The following is a 22023-nucleotide window of genomic DNA, read 5'->3' on the forward strand; positions in this document are numbered from 1 at the left end:
CTCAGCCCCCGCTCACCGGCGGCAGGATCGCCACCCGGCCATCGTCGGGCAACGCCTCGTGGTCGCGCAGCACGCGTTGCTGGTCGGCGAACGCCGAGTAATCCAGCAGCCCGGCACGGAAACCCGGCCAACGCAGCGGCAGCAGCTCGCGCAGCGCTTGGCGCAGATCGGCCACGGTGCCGCCGGCCACCTCCACGGCAATCTCGCGGCTGGCATCCAGATCGGAGAACGCGCCGAACAACTGCAGATTTACCTGTCTCATTACGGCTCCTGGCTCGCCAGCTGCACCGGGTCCTGGTGACCCCAGCCCTGCACGCGCACTGGCGTGCCGGCAGCGGCCACGCCGCCCTCGCCTTCCAGCACCACCCAGGCATTGGCCTGCAGCATGGACATCAAACGGAACGACTCCTGCCCGGCCAGAACGCGCGCACTCAGGCGGCCCTGCGCGTCCACTTCCACCCGCGCCCGCGCGTGGAAGCGCAGGCCCGGCGGCGTGCGCACGTCGGCCTGCAGGGGCAATGTCAACACCGGCTCCGGTGCCAGCCCCAGCAGGCGGCGCAGCACTGGCTCGATGAAGAAGCGCTGGCCCACGGCAGCGGAGACCGGGTTGCCGGGCAGGCCGAAATACAGCGCGCCATTGGGCAGCACCGCAAACAGCAACGGCTTGCCGGGGCGGATCGCCACCTTGTGGAACACGATGCGCGCACCCCGGCCGCGCAGCGCGTCGGGAACGAAATCGTAGCGGCCGGCCGACACCGCGCCGGTGCTGATCAACAGCTGCGCACCCGCGTCCAGCGCTTCATCCAGCACGGCATTGAAGGCGGCCACGTCGTCGCCCACCGTGCCCTGCCAGACCACCTCGGCACCGGCGGCCTGCAGGCGGCCAACCAGGTACGGCCGGTTGCTGTCACGAATCTGCCCGGACGCCAGCGTCTGCGCCGCCTCGGTCACCAGCTCCTTGCCGGTGGCGATCACCGCGGCCCTTGGCCTTGCCACCACCGTCACCTCGCCCACGCCGATCGCATGCAGCAGGGTGCGCGCGTTGATATCCAGCACCTGCCCGGCCTGCAGCACGCGCTCGCCGTCGCTTACATCCTCGCCGCGCAGGCGCACGTTCTGGCCGGGCTTCACCAATCCCTTCAGGGCAATGCGGGTCGGGCGGCCGTCCTCGCTGGCGAGGATCTCCACATTCTCGACCGGCACCACCGTGTCCAGCCCAACCGGCATGCGCGCGCCGGTCATGATTTCCCAGGCCCCCTCGCCGCCTTCGGCGCCGGCATCGCCTGCTGCCTGCCAGCCCTGCACAGCGAACTCGGTACCAGCTTCGAACGTCGCGCCGTTGGCGCGCAGCGCGAAGCCGTCCATCGCCGAATTGTCGAACGGCGGCAACGACTGCCCGCTGTGGATGTCACTGGCCAGGGTACGGCCGCTGGCCTCATGCAGCGGCAGATGCTCGGCCGGCAGCGGCGTGGCCGCGTCCAGCAGGTGCTGCAAGGCCTCGCTGTAGGCAATCATCAGTGGCCACCGCCATCGACCATCGCCAGGGCGTGGCCCAGTACCGGCGCCAGGATGTCCAGGCACTGCGCCGCCGCCTTCGGGCTGCCGGGCAATGCAAACACCAGCATGTTGCCGAGCTGCACCACCTCGGCGCGGCTCAGCCAGGCCATCGGCGTGTGCTGCGCACTCAGCGCCCGCACCATCTGCGCCAGGCCATGCACCGGCCGCGCATTCAACGAACGCAGCGCCTCCGGGGTCAGGTCACGCGGGCCCAGCCCGGTACCGCCGGTACACAGGCACAGGCGCACGCCCTCGGCGGCCAAGGCCTGCAGGCGGCCCGCCAACGGCTCGATGCCATCGGGCAGCACTTCGGCCGCCACCACCTCGCCACCCAGCTTCTTCAGCCCGGTCACCAGGGTCGGGCCGGAGACATCTTCATAAGTGCCTTCACTGGCGCGATCGCTCAGCGTGATCACCGCGCAGGCCGCGCCTTCCAGACCCTTCGGCGCACGCGGCTTGAACCGCTCACGCTCGGCCTCGTCCATGCCATCCGGATGCAGCCAGACACCGCGCTTGCCGCCCTCCTTGAACAGCAGGCGGATGCCTTCGATGCGCAGCGCCGGCTCCACCGGCTTGCTCAGGTCGTACAGGGTCAGCAGCGCCGCGTTGACGCCGGCCAGTGCCTCCATCTCCACGCCGGTGCGCGCCTCGCTGGCGCACTCGCACCACACGCGGATCGCCTGTCGCTCCGGCACCGGCGCGCAGAACACCTGCACCAGTTCCAGCGGCAGCGGATGGCACAGCGGCATCAGCATCGAAGCCATCTTCGCGCCCTGCAGTCCGGCAATCTCGGCCATCACCAGCGCATCGCCCTTGGGCAGGCGGCGCTCGACGATCAGCGGATAGGCCACTGGACCGGCATGCAACTCGCCCACCGCCACCGCACGGCGGCGGCTGATGCGCTTGTTGCGCACATCGGCCATGTGGAAGGCCGCGTTCAATTCCCCACTCATCGTGTTGCTCATCCTCCAATGGAGGCCAGGTGCGGGGTCAGCCCGGTCTGGCCCTGATGCAGTCCATGCCCGGCCGCTTTCAGGCCAAGCTGGGTGGTGATGCGTGCCAGCAGCGCGTCGTGGTCCTCATCGCGCTGCAGCAGCGGGCGCAGCGGCACGCCGAACTCGCCGAACAGGCACAGCCGCAGGTCGCCCTTGGCGGTCACCCGCAGGCGGTTGCAGCCCTTGCAGAAGTCACGCGAATACGGGGCGATGATGCCGATGCTGCCGCGATGGTCGGGGTGGCCGAACTCGCGCGCCGGGCCGGCATCGGCCGCGCGCGGCCGCTCGTGCCAGCCCGCGGCCAGCAGCTGCTCGATCACCACGTCGGCGCGCAGGTGGTGGCGCTGGAAATAGGCTTCGTTGTCGCCGGTGCGCATCAGCTCGATGAAGCGCACGCTGAAGGGGCGGTCACGCAGGTAATCCATCCACTGCGGCAGCTCGTCGTCGTTCAGGCCACGCAGCAGCACCGCGTTGAGCTTGATCGCCGGCAGGCCCAACGCCTGCGCCAGGGCCAGGCCCTGCTGGATCTCCGGCAGGCGGTCGTGCCCGGTGATGGTGTGGAAACGCTCGCGTTGCAGGCTGTCCATGCTCACGTTCAGCGCGGTCAGCCCGGCCCGGCGCCAGCCCGGCAGGCGCCTCGGCAGCAGCGTGCCGTTGGTGGTGATGGCCACCTTGCGGATGCCCGGCACCGCCGCCACGGTGGCGATGATCTCGTCCAGATCCTTGCGCAGGCTGGGCTCGCCACCGGTCAGGCGGATCTTGCTCATGCCCAGCGCCGCGAAGGCCCGCACCAGGCGGCCGATCTCATCCGCCTGCAGGAAACGCGGGCGGCCGTCGGCCTGGTACCCGTCGGGCAGGCAGTAGCTGCACCGGAAGTTGCAGGCTTCGGTGAGCGACAAGCGCAGGTACGGAAAGCTGCGTCCGAAGCTGTCGGTGAGTTGGCTCATGGCTGTTCCGCCTCCTGGTACCACCCTGCAGCCCTGCCCCTGAACGGGTTGTCGACCCCAACCCGCAGAGTGCGCTGGGGCGTTGAAAGCGTCAACCCGTGAGCCACGCAGCCTGAATTGGCGCCGCCTGTCGTGATAGGCCCTCCCCGCCCGGCCCGTTCGCCGTGACAACCTCGACACCTGTCGCAGATTGCACGTTGCGGGCGGATCACTACGCCAGCCAGCACTGGCGGGGCTTAACAGCGTAGGACAATGTCAAAAGCGTCTCCAATCGAGTGATGTTTGCAACGCTTCTGATTGGCATTGCACAGCGCCAGGGGCTCAGATGGCGTGCCACCGGAAAAGGGTGGCCGGGTTTCGAATCCCGAGTTGGTCCTGAGTGATTGCGCTTGCCAGTCGGCGCCACCTTAGCGTGGCGCCGGCTGGCAATCCGTCTGCCGGCTATGGCGGGCGGTGCGTGGGGGCGTTCGCGCCCACCGGCTTGGGACCAACCCGGATTCGAACCACGTACCGTCCGCCACTTTTATGGGTGGCGGCTACCGATTGCCTTGCACGGAGCCTTGCCATGAACGAATCGGACTTCCCGCATCTGCACGCTTATCGCAACACCGCCGGCGACGACGGTTCGCCACCGACTGCGCCTGCTGTGGACAGGAACACCTTCATTGCGAATCTCAACCGCATCGGCTCCGGTGCGGCGGCCGATGGACAGCCCTGGCCCGAGCGGCATCAGCTGCCCGGGCGCTGCCTGGCCCTGGCCGACGCCGATTGCGCGTTGAGCGGGTTGCGGGTGGTGCTGGAAATGCTGCTGGCGGCCGAACGCACCCGGCAGAACGGCGAACCCGGGCAGTACGTGGGCGACCGGGTGATGGAGGGATTGGTCATGGCCTGCCAGTCGTTGTGCGCGCAGGCGGTGGGGCGGTTGCAGCCCGAAGGGTGAACGCGATGCACAACGCCCTTCAGCGAGAATCGCCTCCCGACCGACACGCCGTCGGCGCAGCGCCCTTGTCCGGGGGAACTGCGTGTACATTCCAGCGATCTGCCAAAGCGCGTTCGACGCGGACAGAAAATGACCGTGCCTCGGCGGGCATCTTCCCTTCAGAAAAGCCGATAGCTATCTCGAAGCGATCCAATCCGAGATCCCCGCCTCCAGTCCAGAGCCATCTTCCCGCTTCACTCCGACGTAGACGACGGGGCGCTTCATGTCCACCTTTGCCTTGGCAAGCTGGCGATCCAATTCAGCGCTGCCATCAAAGAACTGCATTCCTTCGTCCTTGGCGGTAGAGCTGAGGGTCTGCTTGAACCGCTTCAAGCCGTCTTGGTCATGCACGCAGAACTGGAGCATCTTGAAGGGCCGCTTTCCTAGAGCCCATGCGCCGCCAGAATCCAAGTCCGACTCCAATCAGAAGTAGTGCTGTCAGGATCCTCACCATCATCAAGGCCCCAACATGCAAGGTGTGGCGGCCAACCCCGCCGCAGAGTCAAAAATCATGACCCCAAGTAGATCTCCGCTCGGTCTTCTCAGTCAGCTTCCCCTGGATGAGGGAGACCTCGTCGGGGGTGATGAATCGGGGCACGGAATGTCCTGTTGAACGCACTGACGTTCGCATTCACCACGGTCAACAGTTGCCGGATGGTGTAGCTGGCGGTACCTGCCGAGGTGACCAGCGCGATGCGATTACCTGTGACGTCATGATCTCAAGCCCCCTTGCAAAGAGGGGGTTGAGAAGGCCCGCTACTCCGGGGACCCATCTGCAAAATGCTGCTTTCTCCTAAACGCAACGAGAACGAAGGCTGTCGCAGCCAGGAAGGCACCACACGCATCCCAGATTCGGCCCAGCCACAGCATCAAAGCGAAAATGGCCAGCCACATTACAGATAGTGCAAGAAACCATCCGCGCGTCAGCTTCATAGGGCTCAATACACAGTTTGAATTCCAACCATAGCGCAGACGAGAGCCAATGCAACCTAATAGATTGCCGGCGTCCCTTCCTCCAACTGCTGCAACGCCGGCGGCAAAGGGCAAAAGCAGCGTCAGATCCGACGCACCAGATGCCGGCAAGGTCAGCCACGTTGATAGGCGGGCGGAAGAACCCGCAGCGCAGGCGCAGCGACCTCATGCAACATGACTTCCTGCACGGGGAATCGGTGTTATACCTCACAACGTTACCAGCACGACCTGTCGCGAGGTCGGCAGGCTGCGGCACTCCGCTGCAGACCTGACCCATCGGAAGGGCTGGCACGCGTCACGGCCCACGGGAATGGCAATGAAGAGCAGCCGAGTGACGTTGTGGGTGCTGGCCGCGGTGATGGCCGCTGCAGGCACCGCCCACGCCGGGGAAATCCAGGTGGATTGCGGCGACTACGCGCTGCAGGCCGAAGAGACCGGGGCCGGCCCGATCACCGTGGTCTTTGAATCCGGTTTCGGGCAAGGCGCGGGCGCCTGGAAGGAAGTGGTTGCGGGTCTGGGGCGCGACTACCACAGCATCACCTACGCCCGTGCAGGGCTCGGCAAGTCCGGCAGCGACGGTCACCCCAAGCGCATCGATGCGCATCTGGCCAACCTCACGGCCGTGATCGATACGCTCGCTCCCGGTCGCCGCGTTGTGCTGGTGGGTCATTCCTATGGCGGCCTGCTGGCCACGGAGTTTGCACGCCGCCATCCGGAACGCCTGCAGGGCCTGGTGCTGGTGGACCCGGCCACGATGGGTCAGCGCCATGCGTTCAATCAGTCCGACAGTACCCGCGTGCAGGCAGATGATGCCCGGCTGCGGGCGATGCTGCCGCCAGCCATGGCTGCCGACTATGCCGTGCTGACCGAACAGCTGGATGCACCCGGTGCGGAAACCCCGCGCACGATGCCGGACGTGCCGGTAGCGCTGCTGACTGCAACCCAGCTGGCTGCCGAACCGCTGTTCTTCGAAGAGACCGCAGCGGGCAAGGCGCTCTGGAAAGCACAGCACGCCCTGCTCTTCCCGGGATTCACGCGCGGCTCGCATCGCTACCTGGCGACCGGGCACACCCTCCAGCGCGAGGATCCTGCTGCGGTGGTGGCCGCGATTCAATCCGTCTCAGGCACTTTAAAGTAGCTGTTCCAGGCAGGGGCTTCCCCCGCTGTTCCCTGCTACTGCCCACGCAGGCGCACCGCAAAGTACCGCGCCGGGGAAAGGCCAAGCGCTTTCTTGAACATCGTGATGAAGGCCGTCACCGACTCATAGCCCAGCGTCTCGGAAACGCGTTGTACGGGTGCACCGGCGGCGAGTTCCCGAATGGCGATGAGCAGGTGCAGCTGCTGCCGCCAGCGCCCGAAAGACAGTCCCGTTTCCCGTTCGATGAGGCGGGTCAACGTGCGCTCGCCCAGGGCCAGGCGCACGGCCCACTGGCCGATGGTGCTGCGGTCTGTCGGATCCGCCAACAGCGCCGCAGCCAGCGCACGCACCTTCGGGTGATGGCTGACCGGCAGCGACAGATGCTCAGCCGGCATCTGTACCAGCTCGTCCAGCAACACCCGCGCCAGCCGGTCGGTGTGGCTGCCATGCGGATAGTCCAGCGGCGCGTCGGCCAGGTGCAGGATCATCTCGCGCAGCATCGGCGAGATGGCCAGCGTCACGCACTGCGCCGGCAGGTCGACGATGCCGGGCTCGACGAACAGGTAGCACAGGCGCGCGTTTGCGGTGGCGCGGTTGCTGTGCGGCATGCCCCCCGGAATCCAGACGCCACACTGGGGCGGCACGATCCACAGCGCATTGGCCACTTCGCAGGTCACCGCCCCATGCAGCGCAAGAATGAGCTGGCCCTTTCGATGCTCATGCACCGGAATTTCCGCGTCGTGCTCGGCCACCTGCCGGCGGCTGGCAACCGCCGGGCGATCGGTCTCGTCCGGGTCCAGGTCAAAGCCGGGGAGCGAAATGCGAGCCATTCTCACATTGACCGGTTTTAGCGATTGATTGTCATTGTAGCGAAATTCGCCGGTGCGGCCGATCACTAGCATGAGCCGCATGCACTCCCCCACTCCTGCCCGTCCCCACGTGTTCCAGGCATTCGCCCGGTTGAAAAGCCCTGCCCTCAGGACCGATCAGGAGGCGGTGCTCTTCTCGCTCAAATGCCTGCTCGCCGCGTCGCTGGGGCTGTATGTCTCTCTAAGGATCGGCCTGAATCGCCCGTTCTGGGTGATCGGCACGGTCTATCTGGTATCGCAGCCTCTGTCCGGGGCGACACTTAGCCGCGGCCTGTTCCGCCTGCTCGGTACCGTGGGCGGGGCCGTCGCCACCGTCGTGCTGGTGCCGCGTTTCGCCAATGCACCCCTGGTGCTGAGCGCCGCGCTCGCCACCTGGATGGCGCTGTGCCTGTATCTGGCGATGCTCGACCGCACGCCGCGTGCCTATGCGTTCCTGCTGGCCGGCTATACCACCAGCCTGATTGGATTTCCTGCGGTGATGGTGCCGGGAGACGTGTTCACCATTGCCATCACGCGGGTGCAGGAAATTGCCATCGGCATCCTGGCCGCAACGCTGGTACACGCGCTGGTGCTGCCGCGCCGGGTCTCGATGCGCGTGCACGCACGGGTCGCTGCCGTGCTGGATGACGCGGAACGATGGACACGGGACATGCGCGCCGGCGCATCGGACACGGTGCTGGCGACGGACCGCTCGAAAGTGGCGGCGGACCTGCTCGAGCTGCATGTGCTGTCGATCCACCTGCCCTTCGACAGCGCCCACGGCGTGGCCCAGGTGCAGATCCTGCGTGCTCTGCATGACCGGATGCTGGACGTGCTGATGCTGTCCAGCGCGGTGGAAGATTCCATCGCTCGGCTGCGTTCACCGCAGGCCGGCACAATGGATGCAAGCGGCTGGCGCGATCTGCTGCAGGCCAGCCTCGCCGCGCAACGGGCCGAACTCGACCTCGCCCACGCCGACTGCCGCGTGCTGCAGGCACAACTGCACACTGCCCGCCCCGACTGGCGCCTGCATGTGCCTGACCGTCTTGCGCGGAATGTGCAGGGCGCAGCGATTCACCGGGATCACAGGAACGCCGCGCGCAGCGCACTGGGGGCGTTCGTAGGCATCCTGCTGAGCTGCGTGCTGTGGATCATTACGGGCTGGTCGGACGGCGCCACGGCGGTGTCCATCATCGGCACTGCATGCGTCCTGTTCGGCACCCTCGAAGCACCGGCACCACACGTCACGCGCTATCTGGTGGGATCCTGCATCGGCGTGGCCGTCGGCCTGCTCTACGGTCTGCTGATCTTCCCCGCGTTGTCCGATATCACCGGCCTGATTACCGCGCTCGCGCCGGTACTGCTGCTGTGCGGATCGTTCCTGGCCCGGCCGCCATTCACCATGGCTGCCCTGGGCGTGGTGCTGACGTTTCCGCTCATTGCCAGCCTGGGCGCGACCAATACGACCAACATCGTCGGCGCGCTCAACAACAGCGTTGCGTTGTTCATCGGTACGACGGTGGCACTGTGCAGCATGCAGCTGTTGCAGACCGCCGATGCGGGCCGCAACCGCGCTCGGCTGGAGCATTCGATCCGTCGGGATATCGCACGACACGCCGCCGGACGAGGTGATGTGACCCGCGCCTGGCTCAGCCGCATGCTGGATCGCATCGGGCTGCTCGCTCCCAGGTTGCAGGGCCGTTCCAGCGCAGTACACGAGCTGCGGGCATTGTTTGCGGACGTTCGTGCGGCACATGCATCCAGCCAACTCCGCACACTGGACAAGTACCTGGACACCCCGCACGTTCGGGCGCTACACGCGGCGCTGGTCGAACGCGTCGCCGCACATTTCAGGGTTCGCGCCCACGCGCCACGCAGTGTCGATGCCCATCTTCTGAAGTTGTTGGACTGCATGCGCGAGGCCGCAACAGCCATCGCCGAGGCCGATCGAGGGAATCTGCTGCACCTGCTCAGCGGGTTGCGCCGCGACCTGCTGGCCTCACCGCTCACCCGTCGGCACTGACCGCATGCTCTCTGATCTTTCCATTGATGGCGTGCTCATTCCTGGCCTGCTCGCCGTGGCCGCTGCCGCCTTGGCGCTGTCGATACTGACTTCACGCCTGCTCGCCAGCCTCGGTCTGTACCGGCTGTTCGCCGCGCGGCCCTTGGTGGGCCTGTCCCTGTTCGTGATCCTGGCGGAGCTGATGATCCGGCTCGCGCCCCTGCTCGAGAAATGAAATGAAAGACCTGCTTGCTGTTATCGGGCGCTGGAGCGCAACGCTGGGCGTGTGTGCGCTTGCCGCCATTGCCGCGTTCTCCCTCTGGAATCGTTACGAAACGCGCCCGTGGACGCGTGATGGACGGGTGCGCGCCGATGTGGTGCGCGTTGCGTCGGACATGGGGGGGCTGGTCACCCAAGTGCTCGTGCACGACAACCAGCGGGTCAGTGCCGGCCAGCTGCTGCTGGTGCTCGATCAGCCACGCTTCGCCGCCACGCTGGAGAAGGCAGACGCGGCGGTCAGGAGCGCGCATGCCACGCTGGCGCTGGCTCGCCGCGAATCGGCGCGGGACAACGCACTTGGCAACCTGGTCGCTTCGGAAACCCGCGAACGCAACGCCGCCAAGGTCGATACCGAGCTGGCCGCGCTGGCGCAGGCACGGGCCGAACAGCGCGTTGCCCAGCTCAACGTGCAACGCACCGAGGTGCGCGCAACCACCGATGGCATCATCACCAACCTCGACCTGCACGCGGGCGACCACCTGCAGCCGGGGGCACAGGCGCTGGCGCTGATCGACACCCGCAGCCTGCGCATCGAGGGCTATTTCGAGGAAACCAAGCTGGGCTGCATCACCGAGGGCGATGCCGCGGTGGCGCGGCTGATGGGGGACAACCACGACGTGCGCGGGCACGTGGAAACCATCGCCGCCGGCATTGCCGACGATCAGCGCTCAAGCACACACAACCTGCTGCCCGCCGTGGCGCCAACTTACACCTGGGTGAGGCTGGCGCAGCGCATCCCGGTACGCATCCGCATCGATGATGCGCCGTCGGACACCCGCCTGATCGTGGGTCGCACTGCGAGCGTGACCATCACGCCCTCGGCAGCGGGAGCCTGCAAGTGAGCCTGCGAACACTACGCGGTGGGCTGCTTGCCCTGCTGCTGCCGATGACGGCCTGCGTCTCCGGCCCCGACTATCACCTGCCTGCGAATGCCGTCGCTGCCACGCCACGGGCAGCGCGGGCATTCGTCTCGGCCGGGGAGGCATCGTTCAGCCACGACGTGCCACCGGATCGGTGGTGGCAACTGTATGGCGACCCCCAGCTTGACGCCTACGTACGCGAAGCACTGGCGGCCAATACCGACCTGCGCGCCGCCGATGCCAACCTTCGGCGCGCCAGCGCTACGGTGCTGGAGTACCGTGCGCGTGGTGCCGTGCAGGCCGACGTGGATGCATCGGGCACGCTCGCCCATGCCGGTGGTTACACCCAGGCGTCGGCCGCGCCGCAGTCCTATGCGCTGGGCCTTCACCTCTCCTATCCACTGGATCTTGCAGGCGGTATCCGCCGCGGCATCGAAGCCGCGAACGCGGACGCCGAGGCCGTCGCTGCGGCGCGGGACCAGGTCCGCGTGGTCGTCGCTGCGGCCGTCACCCGTGCCTATCTCCAAGTGTGCACAAGCAATCACACGCTCGCTGCAACCCGGCAGGTGCTGGCGATACAGCGCGCCACGCTGGAGGCAACCCGACGCCTTGCTGCAGGCGGGCGCGGAACGGACTTCGATGTCAGCCGTGCCGGTGCAGCCGTCAATCGCAGCGCGGCGGCGATACCGCACCTGCTGGCGGAACGGCAGGCCTCACTGTTCGAACTGGCCGCATTGATGGGCAGGCTCCCGGCGGACTATCCCAGGGAGGCCGAAGCGTGCCCACGGCCCCCGGAGCTGGAGCAGGCGCTGCCGGTCGGTGATGGCTGGCAGCTGCTCCAGCGACGCCCTGACGTACGCGCAGCCGAACGTAGCCTGGCCGCCGCGACTGCAATGATCGGTGTCGAGACGGCGGGTCTCTATCCGCAGATCACCCTGGGCGCCTCTTCGGGCGTGGCCGGCACACCGGCGCATCTGCTGTCGGCCGACGGCTTCGGTGCGAACATCGGTCCCGTGCTGTCATGGCACTGGCCCAACCGCCGCGTAGCCAAGGCCCGCATCGCGGCGGCCGGTGCCAATGCAGATACCGCGCTCGCGTCCTTTGACGGCGTCGTGCTGCAGGCACTGCGCCAGACCGAGACCGCGCTTTCTGCCTGCACGCAGGAGCTTGAACGCGAGCGCAGCCTGGCGCAGGCGCGTGGGGATGCAGCGCGGGCCGCCGGGCAGGCGCAGCAGCTCTACCGTTTCGGCAGGATCGATTTTCTCGACCTGCTTTCGGCCCAGGCCGCGCTGGCAGATGCGGAGTCCGCACTGGCCGCCTCGCGCGCGGAGCGGGTCGACCGGCAGATGGATCTTTTCCTGTCGTTGGGTGGAGGCTGGGCTGCAACAGATTCAGCCCCGGGCGGGGTCCAGTGACCCGTTGCCTGGCAGCGGCTGCAGGCCGCGCCGTCTGTTCAGAAAAGTGCCGCCCAAACCCGTATTCATTCACACTGACTGCCCTATATTCCCGCCACAGCGCCGCATGCTGCGGCCATGACGGAGGCACTTCCATGAAGACCACACGTTTGCTTGCCATCGCTTTGACCACCGCCACCGCGTTGGCTGCGGCCCCCGCCTTCGCTGACCCGCCGCATCACGCCCGCGGCAACGGCCCGCCGCCGCATGCCGGCGGCCCGCACAACCGTGATGCGCCGCCGCCCGGCTGGCAGAAGAAGGCCTGGCGTCGTGGCGACCGCCTGCCCTGGGCCGAAGTGGACCGCCGCTACTGGGTGGACGATTACGCGCGTTATGACCTGCGCAATCCGGGTCGCGGCCAGCGCTGGGTGCGCCAGTCCGACACCGAGTACCTGTTGGTGGAGATCGCGACCGGCTTGATCATCGACGCGCTGCATCGTTGAATGCGGAGCGCGCCGGGGCCCTGTAGCCGTGGCCCCGGCGGCGCTTCCACCCTACGAAGGCCGTCATGAAGTATGCGAACCACCGGAATCCAGGACGCGCTTCTCGCTGCGTGCCTCGCCGCAGGCCTGCCGGCCCACGCAAGCCAGCGCCCATCATCGGCTGATGTGAATGCCATCGAACAGGTGGTCGAATCGTTCCGCACCTCGTTGATCAACAAGGACAAGCCGACCTACATGAGCCTGTTCTTTTCGGACAAACCGGAAGATATCGGCTGGCAGTTCGTTTCCGAAGATGCCGGCCCATTGAACGTCGCTTGACGCGGCCGAACCCAGGCCGCGATCCATTCAGCATGCGCATTGGCAATCAGTCAGGGATCGGGCACAGTTCGGCCACGCGCAAGGACGCACGCCATGACCCGCCTGCTGATCATCGAAGACAACCCCGAGCTCGTAGCCAACCTGTACGCTTTCTTTGAGCCTATCGGCTACGTGCTGGACGACGCCCGCGACGGTGCCAGCGGCCTGCGCCGGGCCACGCAGCACGACTACGACGCCATCCTGCTGGACCTGATGCTCCCGCGCCTGGATGGCATGACGCTGTGCCGAAAGCTGCGCCGGGAATTCCAGAACCCGGTGCCGATCCTGATGCTGACCGCGCGCGATCCGGTCGAGGACCGCGTGCAGGGCCTCGCTCTCGGCGCCGATGACTACCTGGTCAAACCGTTCTCGCTGAAGGAACTGGATGCGCGGATCAAGGCCCTGGTGCGACGCGCCCAGGGCCGTCAGGTCGACAGCGTACTGGCGTGGAAGGACTTGCAGGTAGATACGCGCTCGCCGCAGGCCTGGCGACAGGGGCGCTGCATCGCGCTGACGCCTACGTCGCACAAACTGCTGATGTGCCTGGTACGCGCGGCCCCGGCCGTGGTGCGCAAGCAGGAGATGGAATACCTGGTCTGGGGCGACGAGCCACCGGACAGCGGCGCGCTGCGTACCCACATCCATGAGCTGCGCCTGCAGGTGGACCGCAGCTTCGACACCACGTTGATCGCCACGGTGCACAGCGTCGGCTGGCGCATGCCGGCGTGACCCCTGCCGCTCTCTACCGCCGCCTGGCCCTGCGTACCCGCATCACGATTTCGTTCGTGCTGCTGATGGCCGGCGCGATGGGCTTCATCGTCCTGGCCGAACAGGTGGACTACGACCAGGTCAGGGCCGCGGTCATCGCCCGGACCCAGGATAGTGCCGTGCACAAGCTGCAGGCGGCACTGGCCCGTGGCGAGCGCCCCGCCCTGCCCCCGGGCAGCCAGCTGTACGACAGCCATAGCGTGCCGATGGTGCTGCGCCAGTACGGCCTGGGCTACCACGGCGAAGCAGGACCCGACGAGTGGCACCTGCGTGTGTTCGACAGTGGCGGCCAGCGCTACTACCTGCTGCAGGACGCTGCACCCTATGGCTACCTGGAACACCTGATCAATGCCTTTGCCGCGGTGGTCATTTCGATCTGCGTGCTCGGCGCCTTCCTGATCGGCCGCAGGGTGGCATCGCACGTCATCGCGCCCATCACGCAGTTGGCCGATGCCGTGCAGAGCGGGCGGAAGCCCTTTCCCTGTCAGGACGCCCGCGACGAGATTGGTATACTCGCCCGTGCCTTCGCCCGGCACAGTGATGAGCTCGAACGGTTCCTGCATCGCGAGCAATGCTTCAGCGGCGATGCCAGCCATGAGCTGCGCACGCCCTTGGCCATCATCGGCGGCGCTGCGGAAACCCTTGCCTGCCAGCTTCCGTCCGACAGCCACCTGGTCCCCAGCGCGGAGCGTATCCTGCGCACTACCCAGGAGATGCAGCGCCAGCTGTCCTGCCTGCTGCTGCTCTCACGTACCCCCGGCTCCGTGCCGCGCAACAAGGTGGCCCTGCGCCCATTGATCGAATCCTGCATGGAGCGCTGCCAACTGTGGATTTCCGGCAAGCCGGTGATCGTTGCGTTTGATGCCCGGCATGACGCCGTGCTGGACACCAACGCAGATCTGGCGCACAGCGTGATCTGGAACCTGCTGCGCAACGCATGCCAGTACACCGAAAGGGGCGAAGTGAGGATCACCCTCCACGACACCGCACTCACCTTCGCCGACACCGGACCCGGCCTGCCCTCCAGTATCGACCCACAGCAGTTCCAGCGCTTCGTGCCCGGCAGCCCGCACAGTGGCGAGGGACTGGGGCTGTCCATCGTGCAGCGCATCGTCGAGCACCTGGGTTGGAGGATGACGGTGCGTTCCTCGCAGCAGGGCTGCCGGTTCAGCCTGGAGTGGCCCATCTGACGGTTTCCTGACGCGCGCCTGCACATGCTGGGGATTGCTCACTTCACGGCGGAAACGGCATGCAGCACCCCAAGGACAGCGGCAAGTACCCGCACGGGAAGACCGGCCTGAGCCGCATCTTCCACACCCTGATCCATTCGCGAGACGGATTCATCGCTACCTTTCGTGGCGAGGCTGCTTTTCGCCAGCTGCTGCTCCTGCACGCGCTGTTGATCACTGCAGCGTTCGTACTGGACATCAGCGCGGTCGAGCGCGCATTGGTGTTGGCGGTCTGCTTCATCAGCCTGCTGGTGGAACTGCTCAACTCGGCGATTGAAGCCGTGGTCGATCGCATTTCGCTGGAGCAGCATCCGCTGTCCAAGAACGCCAAGGACATGGGCAGCGCCGCGCAGACCACCGCGTTGTTGATGGTCGGCGCAGTGTGGGGTGTGATCCTGCTGGGCTAGCCCGGCAAGGCTGACAACTTCCTGATAAATCCGTTTCGATACTGCGCGCACTCCTGTTCCGCGGAACCTGCTCGTGCGCCAATGCCTCCGTTTTCCACGGCCCCATCCGATCATCCTGGTCTGGGCCGCAGCGTTTTTCTTCACCACGATTGGAAACATCGCCCTCTGGAAGTCGCTGTGGGGGCTGATCGACCTCAACAGCCTGCGCAGCGTGCTGTTCCTGGCCAGCTTGCCGGTGGTGCTTTTGTGCCTGTTCAACCTGATGCTGACGCCACTGCTGGCACTGCCGTTCCTGCGCAAGCCGCTGCTGGCCGTACTCATCGTCACCAGCGCCGCCTGCAGCTATTTCATGCTGCACTACAACGTGCTGATCGATCGCAGCATGGTGCAGAACGTGTTCGAGACCAACCAGGCCGAACTGAACGCCTATCTCTCGCTGCCGCTGCTGCTGACCCTGCTGACGCTGGGCGTGCTGCCCGCTGCCGGGCTGGCCTGGGTGCGCACCACCAGCGGAGCGGCTTCGACACGTTCGCTGCTGGTGTGGCCGGCCAGCGTCCTGGCGTCGTTGCTGGTACTGCTGGCAATCGGCTTTGCGTTCTACAAGGACTATTCCTCACTGTTGCGCAACAACCGCCACATCCGCGACCAGGTGCTGCCGTTGAACGTGGTGCGGCATACCCACGGTTATCTGAAAGGTCTCTACAGCACCCGCCAGCAACCGCTGCGCGCGATTGGCATGGACGCACAGCGCGCGCCGGGCCCGCGCCCGAAGCTGGTGATCCTGGTCGTCGGCGAGACCGCGCGATCACAGAACTTCCAGCTCAACGGCTACCCACGCGCGACCAATCCCCGGCTCTCGCGCAAGGAAGGGGTCATCAGCTTCAATGATGTCTCCTCATGCGGGACCGCCACGGCCATCTCGGTGCCGTGCATGTTCTCGCAGATGACCCGAGGCCAGTACGACGACGTGCGCGCCGCAACCGAGGAGAACGTGCTCGACATCCTGCAGCGCACCGGCATCAGCGTGCTCTGGCGCAACAACAACAACGGCGGCTGCAAGGGCGTGTGCGAACGCGTACCGACCGAGGACATGCCTGCGCTGAAGGTGGCCGGCCAGTGCGTCAACGCCGACGGCACCTGCTACGACGACGTGCTGCTGCACCAGTTGGGCGCACGCATCGATGCCATCAACGGCGACGCCCTGATCGTGCTGCATCAGCTCGGCAGTCATGGGCCGACCTACTTTGAACGGTATCCCGCAGCGTCGCGGGCTTTCAGCCCGACTGCGACAGCAACCAGATCCAGCATTGCAGCAACGAGGCGCTGGTCAACACCTACGACAACACTCTGGTCCACACCGACCACCTGCTGGGCAAGGCCATCGACCTGCTGCAGGGCTATGCGGACCAGCGTGATGTCGCACTGATCTATGTGTCCGACCATGGCGAGTCGCTCGGCGAACGCGGGATGTACCTGCACGGCACGCCCTACTTCATCGCCCCGCGCGAGCAGACCCAGGTGCCGATGGTGATGTGGTTCTCACCCGAATTCAGCCGCAACGCAGGCCTGGACCTGGCCTGCCTGCACCAGAATGCCCTGCACCGGGCGCACAGCCACGACAACCTCTTCCACTCGCTGCTGGGCCTGTTCGCGGTCAACAGCGGGGTGTACCAGCACGATCTGGATGTGTTCGCAGGTTGCCGCGCGTCGGCTTCGCCGGCTGTGGCCACCTCACCGGCGAAAGAAAGGCGCCGGCTGATGCCGGTCGCTGCCCGGAACGTGGCGCGCTACTGCGCCGCCAGGGCGAAATCCAGGCCCGCACACACCGCCGCCACCTGGGCGTCGTTGCATTCCTGCGGGTTGGTGCGCGGGCTGTCCGGGTAGACCTCGGTGGTGGTGGCAAAGCGCGCATCGGTGAAGCCAGCGCAGGCGCCGATCGAACGGGATTCGCCCCAGACCACGCCCGGCGACTGCAACGGCAGGCCGACCAGATTGCCTTCGGCGTCGGCCGGGGCGATGTGGGTGATGGGCGCCACTGCGGCGATCAGTGCCTTCTGGAACTCGGCCTGCGGATCTTCACTGTTGCCGATCACGTAGAAGCCATCGGGAATGGTGTCGCGCTCGAACGGCTTGCCGTCGCGGGCGCAGCGCGCCGGATCGAACTCGTTCAGGTCGCTGTCGGTGGTCTCGTGCAGGTCCAGATGCACCAGCAGGTTCGGCTTGCGCTCGGCCACCCAGCGCATCAGCGCGGCGGCTTCCTCGATCTGGCCGCCGTCACGGAAGCTGCGGTTCGGGTCGATCGCATCCGGGTTCCAGCGCTGGATGCGCTCGTAGCCCCACGGGCTGACGCAGGGCGCGACGATCAGGTTCATCCGGGCCAGGTAACGCTCGGCCTGCTGCTCCAGGAACTGCAGGGCGCCGTGCACGCCGCTGGTTTCGTAGCCATGCACGCCGCCGGTGATCAGCGCGGTCGGCAGCGCCGGGTTCCAGTCGTGGTTGACCACGGCGAACAGCGGGTAATGGTCCGGTGCATAGTCCAGCTGGCCGTACTGGATCACGTCGAAAACGCTGTCGTCCAGGCGCTCAAGGGCGGCCACCACGTCATCATGGTAGCTGCGCTGGCGCTGCTGGCGGGCCCGCCACTGTGCGCGTTCCGCGTCGCCCCAGGGCTGTCCGGGGGTGCCGATCGGGTAGAACTGCGCAACAGTCATGGGGGTACTCCAAGGATCGAACGGGTGGATGCAGCCGGACATTCTAAGCCTTGTCGCGCCTGCGGGTACCGCCCCCCAGGCCCCGCCTTCATCCAGCCGGGGTCATCTGGTTGTAAAATCAACGGTTTTTGGCCCCTCACCCCTTGATGGCGAACGCAGCGCAGCCGGTCCTGGGTGGACCGGAGTTCCTCCGCCTGCTCGCCCGTCTCAGCGACGGCGCGATGCCGGCCAGCAGTCCCGCCCTGACCGATCGCCTCGGCCAGTGGGTGGACTGGAGCCGTGCCGTGGCCCTGTCCGGGGCGCTCGGAGGACGCCTGCCCGAGCCCGGTGAAGCCGTCGAAGCGGTCGAGGATGTGCTGGCCGACTGCGCCCAGGCGCACGCCAGCCTGCGCGCCTCGATCAGTGAGGACGCCGAGGCCGAGCGCCTGCTGGACCTGGCCGAGGCCGCTGCCGCACCCAACTTCGCCTCGCTGCGCCAGCGCTACCGGGTGTTGCAGCAGGCCATCCAGACCGCCACCGGGCGCCTGCGCGGCCGCCTGCGCGACCAGCTGGTACAGGTCTCGCCGGAGCTGGCGCGGCTGGCCGAGGTCGATGCAGTGATGGAACAGACCCTCACCCCGCGCGAGCACAGCCTGCTGGCCACGGCGCCGGCAGTGCTCGGCGCCCGTTTTGACCGCGTGCACGGCCAGCCTGGCTGGCGCGCGGCCTTCCGCCACGACATGCGCACCCTGCTGCTCGCCGAGCTGCAGCTGCGCTTCCACCCGATCGAAGGGCTGCAAGACGCCCTGCGCTCCCACTGACCGGAACACCATGTCCAGAACTGCTTTCCATGTCGTTGTTTTCCTTGTCGGCCTGCTGGCCGTGTGCTGGATCGGCATTGGCTATGTTTCGGTGCATCCGCTGGGTGCAGCGGTGGCGGCGATCATCGCGGCCTGCTACATCGCCGGTGGCGTGGAGCTGTACCGCTACCGCCAGGCCAGCAACGGCCTGCGCAGCGCACTGAACGACCTGTCCAGCGCGAAGGAGAGCCTCGCTCCCTGGCTGGAGCGCGTACCGGTAGGCCTGCGCAACGCCGTGCGCCTGCGCGTGGAAGGCGAGCGTACCGCCCTGCCCGCTCCGGTGCTGACCCCTTACCTGGTCGGCCTGCTGGTGCTGCTGGGCATGCTCGGCACCCTGCTGGGCATGATGGACACGCTGCGTGGCACCGGACTGGCCCTGCAGAGCGCGACCGACATGGCCGCGATCCGCGGCTCGCTGGCCTCGCCGGTGCAGGGTCTGGCGGTGGCATTCGGCACCTCGATCGCCGGTGTGGCCAGCTCGGCCATGCTCGGCCTGCTGGCGGCGCTGCTGCGTCGTGACCGCCTGCAGGCCGTGCAGCAGCTGGACCGCGCTATTGCCGGCGACCTGCACCCGTATTCGCAGGCCTGGCAGCGCGCCGAATCGCTGCGCCTGCTGCAGGCACAGTCCACCGCCCTGCCTGCCCTGGTCGACCGTCTGCAGGCGATGACCAGCACCTTTGAACAGCACAGCGCGGCCGCCAATGAGCGTCTGCTGGCCGGCCAGGCAGAATTCCTGACCCAGAGCCAAGCGCTGCAGGAACGCCTGGCCCTGTCGCTGCAGCAGTCGCTGCGCGAAGGTGCCGAAGCCAGTGCCGCGGCCATCGGTGGCGCGCTGCAGCCGATGGCTGAAACCACCCTGGTCGGTCTGGCTCACCATGGCGAAGCGTTGCATGCCCGTGTCGAGCGGGCCGTGCAACAGCAGCTGGCCGGCCTGAGCGACGGTTTCGAACGCAGCCGCATGGCAACCGAGTCCAGCTGGGCCAAGGTCCTGGGCGAGCAGACACAGGCACAGCAGTCGCTGGTCAGCGAACTGCGCCAGCACCTGCAAGCCTTCAGCGAGAACCAAGGCACGCATGCCGAAGCGCTGGTCGCGCGCATCGGCGAGCGCCTGCAGGCCGATGCACAGGGCAATGCAGAGGCCTTGCGTGCCGCCGCCGAGCAGCAGCAGGCCCTGAACGCCGCGCTGGTCGAGCGCCAGCAGCAGGCGCTGCTCGCAGCCGGCCAGCAGCTGGACGAGCACGCGCAGGCGTTGCTGCAGGCACTGGCCCAGCACCACAGCGCCAGCCAGTCCCTGCTGCAGGACCACGAGCAGCAGCGCTCGCAGGAGTGGCAGGCCGCGCAGGCCGCCGTCGCCACCGCGCACGCCGAGCTGCAGGCCAGCCTGGACAGCCGCGAACAGCAGCGCCAGGCGCGCTGGGATGCGGTCAGTGCCGAACTGCAGCAGGCCCACGCCACCCTGCAGGCACAGCTGCAGGCCGGCGACGAACAGCGCCTGCAGCGCTGGAGCGATACCTTGCAGCATGTGTCCACCGAGCTGGCCGCGCGCCTGCAGGCCAACGGCGAACGCCTGGCCGCGCAGCAGCAGCAGGTCTGCGACACGCTGGCGGCCACCGCACAGCAGATCGGCGAGAACGGTCGCGCGCAGGCCAGTGCCACGCTGGCCGAGGTGGCTACCCTGCTGCAGACCGCCGCGGCCGCGCCGAAGGCTGCCGCCGACGTCATCAACGAGCTGCGCAGCACGCTGTCCGAGAGCCTGGTGCGCGACAACGCAATGCTGGAAGAACGCGGCCGCCTGCTGGCCACCGTGCAGACTCTGCTCGATGCGGTCAACCATGCGTCGCACGAACAGCGCACCGCCGTGGACGCGCTGGTCGGTGGCTCGGCCGAGTTGCTGGAACGCGTGGGCAACCGCTTCACCGACCATATCGCTGCCGAGACCGGCAAGCTGGACGGCATCGCTGCCGCGCTCAACGGCAGCGCTGCCGAAGTGGGCCAGCTGGCCGGCACCTTCGGCGAAGCCGTCGCGCAGTTCGGCGCCGCCGCCACCGCGTTGTCCGGCCGCCTGGAAGAGATCGGTGGCGCCCTGGATGCCTCGCTGGCCCGCAGCGATGAACAGCTGGCCTACTACGTGGCGCAGGCGCGCGAAGTGGTCGATCTCAGCCTGCTGTCGCAGAAACAGGTAATGGAAGAACTGCAGCAGCTGGCCGCGCGCCGCGGCAAGGCCGGCAGCGCATGAGCGACGAGCTGGAGGTCGACGGCGGTTCGCACGCCCCGATCTGGGCCGCCTTCGGCGACCTGATGTCGGTACTGCTGGGCGCGTTCGTGCTGATCCTGGTCGGCGTGGTCGCGGTGCAGCTGGAGCTGTCGCAGCGGCTGGACCAGGAAGTAAAACAGCGCCAGGCCGAAGCCAAGCGCCTGCAGACGCTGGAACAGGCGCTGGCTGGACCGCTGGCCGCCGGCCGCGTGACGCTGGTGGATGGCCGCATCGGCATCAGCGGCAGCGTGCTGTTCGCGCTGAACTCCGACCAGCTGCAACCCGAAGGCCAGGAGCTGCTGCGCAGCCTGGCCGCGCCGCTGGCCGCCTACCTGGGCAGCCGCGAGGAAATCCTGATGGTGAGCGGCTTCACCGATGACGCGCCGGTACGCGAAGGCAACCGTCGTTTCGCCGACAACTGGGAGCTGTCCGCGCAGCGCTCGCTGACCGTGACGCGTACGCTCATCGCCGATGGCGTACCGGCTGACGCCGTGTTCGCCGCCGCATTCGGCAGCGAGCAGCCGGTCAGTTCCAATGCCAATGAGGAAGGCCGAGCGCGCAACCGTCGCGTCGAGATCGCGCCGATTCCCAAGCCCAAGGCCGCGGATGCCAAGTAAGCTGCCAGCGCTGGAGGGCCTGCGCGCACTGGTGCGTGATCTTGATGCGCGGTCGCGCTCGCTGCCGCATTACCCGCAGGTGCCGATGCTGCAGCAGGTGCAGCGCGAGTGGTCGGAGCTGCGCAGCGAACTGCAGGTGCGCCGCTCGCTGCGCGCCGAAGCCCCGGCCGATGGCGGCCCGCTGAACTCGGCGGTGCTGGTGCAACGCATGCTCGACACGATGCAGGCCACCAGCCCCGGCTACCTGCGCCACTTCATCGACTATGTGGACACGTTGTCCTGGCTGCAGGCGCTGCAGGATGGTGCCGCCAGCGGTGCAGATACCGCGAAGCCGAAGCGGACACGCAAGCCGCGCTGAACACCAATT

21 protein-coding genes and 2 pseudogenes are annotated in these 22023 nt (G+C 67.2%); 16 read left to right on the top strand and 7 right to left on the bottom strand.

What is annotated here, in order from left to right; translation table 11 throughout:
* Position 1 precedes the first annotated feature (1 nt).
* Genes N5C25_RS06625 through moaA form a run of 4 tightly spaced genes read right to left on the bottom strand, consistent with a single transcriptional unit; the run spans position 2 to position 3499 of the window.
* Positions 2-262, bottom strand: coding sequence for a MoaD/ThiS family protein (locus tag N5C25_RS06625; protein ID WP_005413671.1), 261 nt, complete (start codon positions 260-262; stop codon positions 2-4).
* Positions 262-1515, bottom strand: a complete 1254-nt coding sequence (gene glp / locus N5C25_RS06630; RefSeq protein WP_279936650.1) for a gephyrin-like molybdotransferase Glp — start codon at positions 1513-1515, stop codon at positions 262-264. The genes N5C25_RS06625 and glp overlap by 1 nt, the downstream gene beginning before the upstream one ends.
* Entirely contained in the window at positions 1515-2510 is a 996-nt protein-coding gene (gene moaCB, locus N5C25_RS06635) for a bifunctional molybdenum cofactor biosynthesis protein MoaC/MoaB (protein WP_058981720.1), read from the bottom strand. The genes glp and moaCB overlap by 1 nt, the downstream gene beginning before the upstream one ends.
* 8 nt (positions 2511-2518) lie before the next feature.
* Entirely contained in the window at positions 2519-3499 is a 981-nt protein-coding gene (gene moaA / locus N5C25_RS06640) for a GTP 3',8-cyclase MoaA (RefSeq protein WP_279936651.1), read from the bottom strand.
* A gap of 565 nt (positions 3500-4064) precedes the next feature.
* On the opposite strand from moaA, the gene N5C25_RS06645 reads away from it, so the two are divergent.
* Positions 4065-4439: a hypothetical protein gene (locus tag N5C25_RS06645; RefSeq protein WP_279936652.1), complete on the top strand. Its 375-nt coding sequence runs from the start codon at positions 4065-4067 to the stop codon at positions 4437-4439.
* A 174-nt stretch (positions 4440-4613) separates the two neighbouring features.
* On the opposite strand, the gene N5C25_RS06650 is transcribed toward N5C25_RS06645, so the two are convergent.
* Entirely contained in the window at positions 4614-4889 is a 276-nt protein-coding gene (locus N5C25_RS06650; protein WP_279936653.1) for a hypothetical protein, read from the bottom strand.
* Positions 4890-5766: 877 nt separating this feature from the next.
* Between N5C25_RS06650 and N5C25_RS06655 the strand changes: the two genes are divergently transcribed.
* Positions 5767-6588, top strand: coding sequence for an alpha/beta hydrolase (locus N5C25_RS06655; RefSeq protein WP_279936654.1), 822 nt, complete (start codon positions 5767-5769; stop codon positions 6586-6588).
* Positions 6589-6623: 35 nt separating this feature from the next.
* Here N5C25_RS06655 and N5C25_RS06660 read toward each other — a convergent pair whose 3' ends face one another.
* Complete coding sequence (locus N5C25_RS06660) at positions 6624-7418, bottom strand: helix-turn-helix transcriptional regulator (RefSeq protein ID WP_345781916.1); 795 nt, start codon at positions 7416-7418, stop codon at positions 6624-6626.
* Positions 7419-7488: 70 nt separating this feature from the next.
* On the opposite strand from N5C25_RS06660, the gene N5C25_RS06665 reads away from it, so the two are divergent.
* From N5C25_RS06665 to N5C25_RS06710, 10 genes and pseudogenes are all read left to right on the top strand, one after another.
* Positions 7489-9459 carry an FUSC family protein gene (locus N5C25_RS06665; RefSeq protein ID WP_279936656.1) on the top strand — a complete coding sequence of 657 codons (1971 nt, stop codon included), beginning with the start codon at positions 7489-7491 and terminating at the stop codon, positions 9457-9459.
* Between the two features lie 4 nt (positions 9460-9463).
* A complete protein-coding gene (locus N5C25_RS06670) occupies positions 9464-9673 on the top strand; it encodes a DUF1656 domain-containing protein (protein WP_279936657.1) in 210 nt (69 codons plus the stop codon).
* 1 nt (position 9674) lies between these two features.
* Positions 9675-10559 (top strand): biotin/lipoyl-binding protein, encoded by an 885-nt coding sequence (locus N5C25_RS06675; protein ID WP_279936658.1) that lies wholly within the window; start codon positions 9675-9677, stop codon positions 10557-10559.
* Entirely contained in the window at positions 10556-11992 is a 1437-nt protein-coding gene (locus N5C25_RS06680; protein ID WP_262213830.1) for an efflux transporter outer membrane subunit, read from the top strand. The genes N5C25_RS06675 and N5C25_RS06680 overlap by 4 nt, the downstream gene beginning before the upstream one ends.
* Positions 11993-12126: 134 nt before the next feature.
* Complete coding sequence (locus N5C25_RS06685; RefSeq protein WP_021204235.1) at positions 12127-12474, top strand: RcnB family protein; 348 nt, start codon at positions 12127-12129, stop codon at positions 12472-12474.
* A gap of 72 nt (positions 12475-12546) precedes the next feature.
* A pseudogene (locus N5C25_RS06690) lies at positions 12547-12768 on the top strand (nuclear transport factor 2 family protein); the annotation flags it as partial.
* 117 nt (positions 12769-12885) lie between these two features.
* The gene (locus N5C25_RS06695; protein WP_019659910.1) at positions 12886-13560 is read left to right on the top strand and encodes a response regulator transcription factor; all 675 of its coding nucleotides are present in this window, start codon (positions 12886-12888) and stop codon (positions 13558-13560) included.
* Positions 13557-14789 carry a HAMP domain-containing sensor histidine kinase gene (locus tag N5C25_RS06700; protein WP_279936659.1) on the top strand — a complete coding sequence of 411 codons (1233 nt, stop codon included), beginning with the start codon at positions 13557-13559 and terminating at the stop codon, positions 14787-14789. Before N5C25_RS06695 ends, N5C25_RS06700 begins: the two co-directional genes overlap by 4 nt.
* 59 nt (positions 14790-14848) lie before the next feature.
* Positions 14849-15235 (top strand): diacylglycerol kinase, encoded by a 387-nt coding sequence (locus tag N5C25_RS06705; protein WP_279936660.1) that lies wholly within the window; start codon positions 14849-14851, stop codon positions 15233-15235.
* 262 nt (positions 15236-15497) lie between these two features.
* A pseudogene (locus N5C25_RS06710) lies at positions 15498-17119 on the top strand (phosphoethanolamine--lipid A transferase).
* Here the strand turns inward: N5C25_RS06710 and N5C25_RS06715 are convergent.
* On the bottom strand, positions 17023-17946 hold the full coding sequence (locus N5C25_RS06715; protein WP_019659914.1) for a M14 family metallocarboxypeptidase: 924 nt from the start codon (positions 17944-17946) through the stop codon (positions 17023-17025). The pseudogene N5C25_RS06710 and the gene N5C25_RS06715 overlap by 97 nt on opposite strands.
* A gap of 146 nt (positions 17947-18092) precedes the next feature.
* Here N5C25_RS06715 and N5C25_RS06720 point away from each other — a divergent pair, with 146 nt between their 5' ends.
* Genes N5C25_RS06720 through N5C25_RS06735 form a run of 4 tightly spaced genes read left to right on the top strand, consistent with a single transcriptional unit; the run spans position 18093 to position 22014 of the window.
* Positions 18093-18746: a DUF3348 family protein gene (locus tag N5C25_RS06720; RefSeq protein WP_134732382.1), complete on the top strand. Its 654-nt coding sequence runs from the start codon at positions 18093-18095 to the stop codon at positions 18744-18746.
* A 10-nt stretch (positions 18747-18756) separates the two neighbouring features.
* Positions 18757-21021, top strand: a complete 2265-nt coding sequence (locus N5C25_RS06725; protein WP_279936661.1) for a DUF802 domain-containing protein — start codon at positions 18757-18759, stop codon at positions 21019-21021.
* Positions 21018-21656: an OmpA family protein gene (locus N5C25_RS06730; protein WP_053463010.1), complete on the top strand. Its 639-nt coding sequence runs from the start codon at positions 21018-21020 to the stop codon at positions 21654-21656. Before N5C25_RS06725 ends, N5C25_RS06730 begins: the two co-directional genes overlap by 4 nt.
* Entirely contained in the window at positions 21646-22014 is a 369-nt protein-coding gene (locus N5C25_RS06735) for a DUF2894 domain-containing protein (RefSeq protein ID WP_279936662.1), read from the top strand. Before N5C25_RS06730 ends, N5C25_RS06735 begins: the two co-directional genes overlap by 11 nt.
* Positions 22015-22023 lie beyond the last annotated feature (9 nt).

The organism is Stenotrophomonas sp. GD03958 (genome assembly GCF_029839005.1).
GTDB lineage: Bacteria > Pseudomonadota > Gammaproteobacteria > Xanthomonadales > Xanthomonadaceae > Stenotrophomonas > Stenotrophomonas hibiscicola.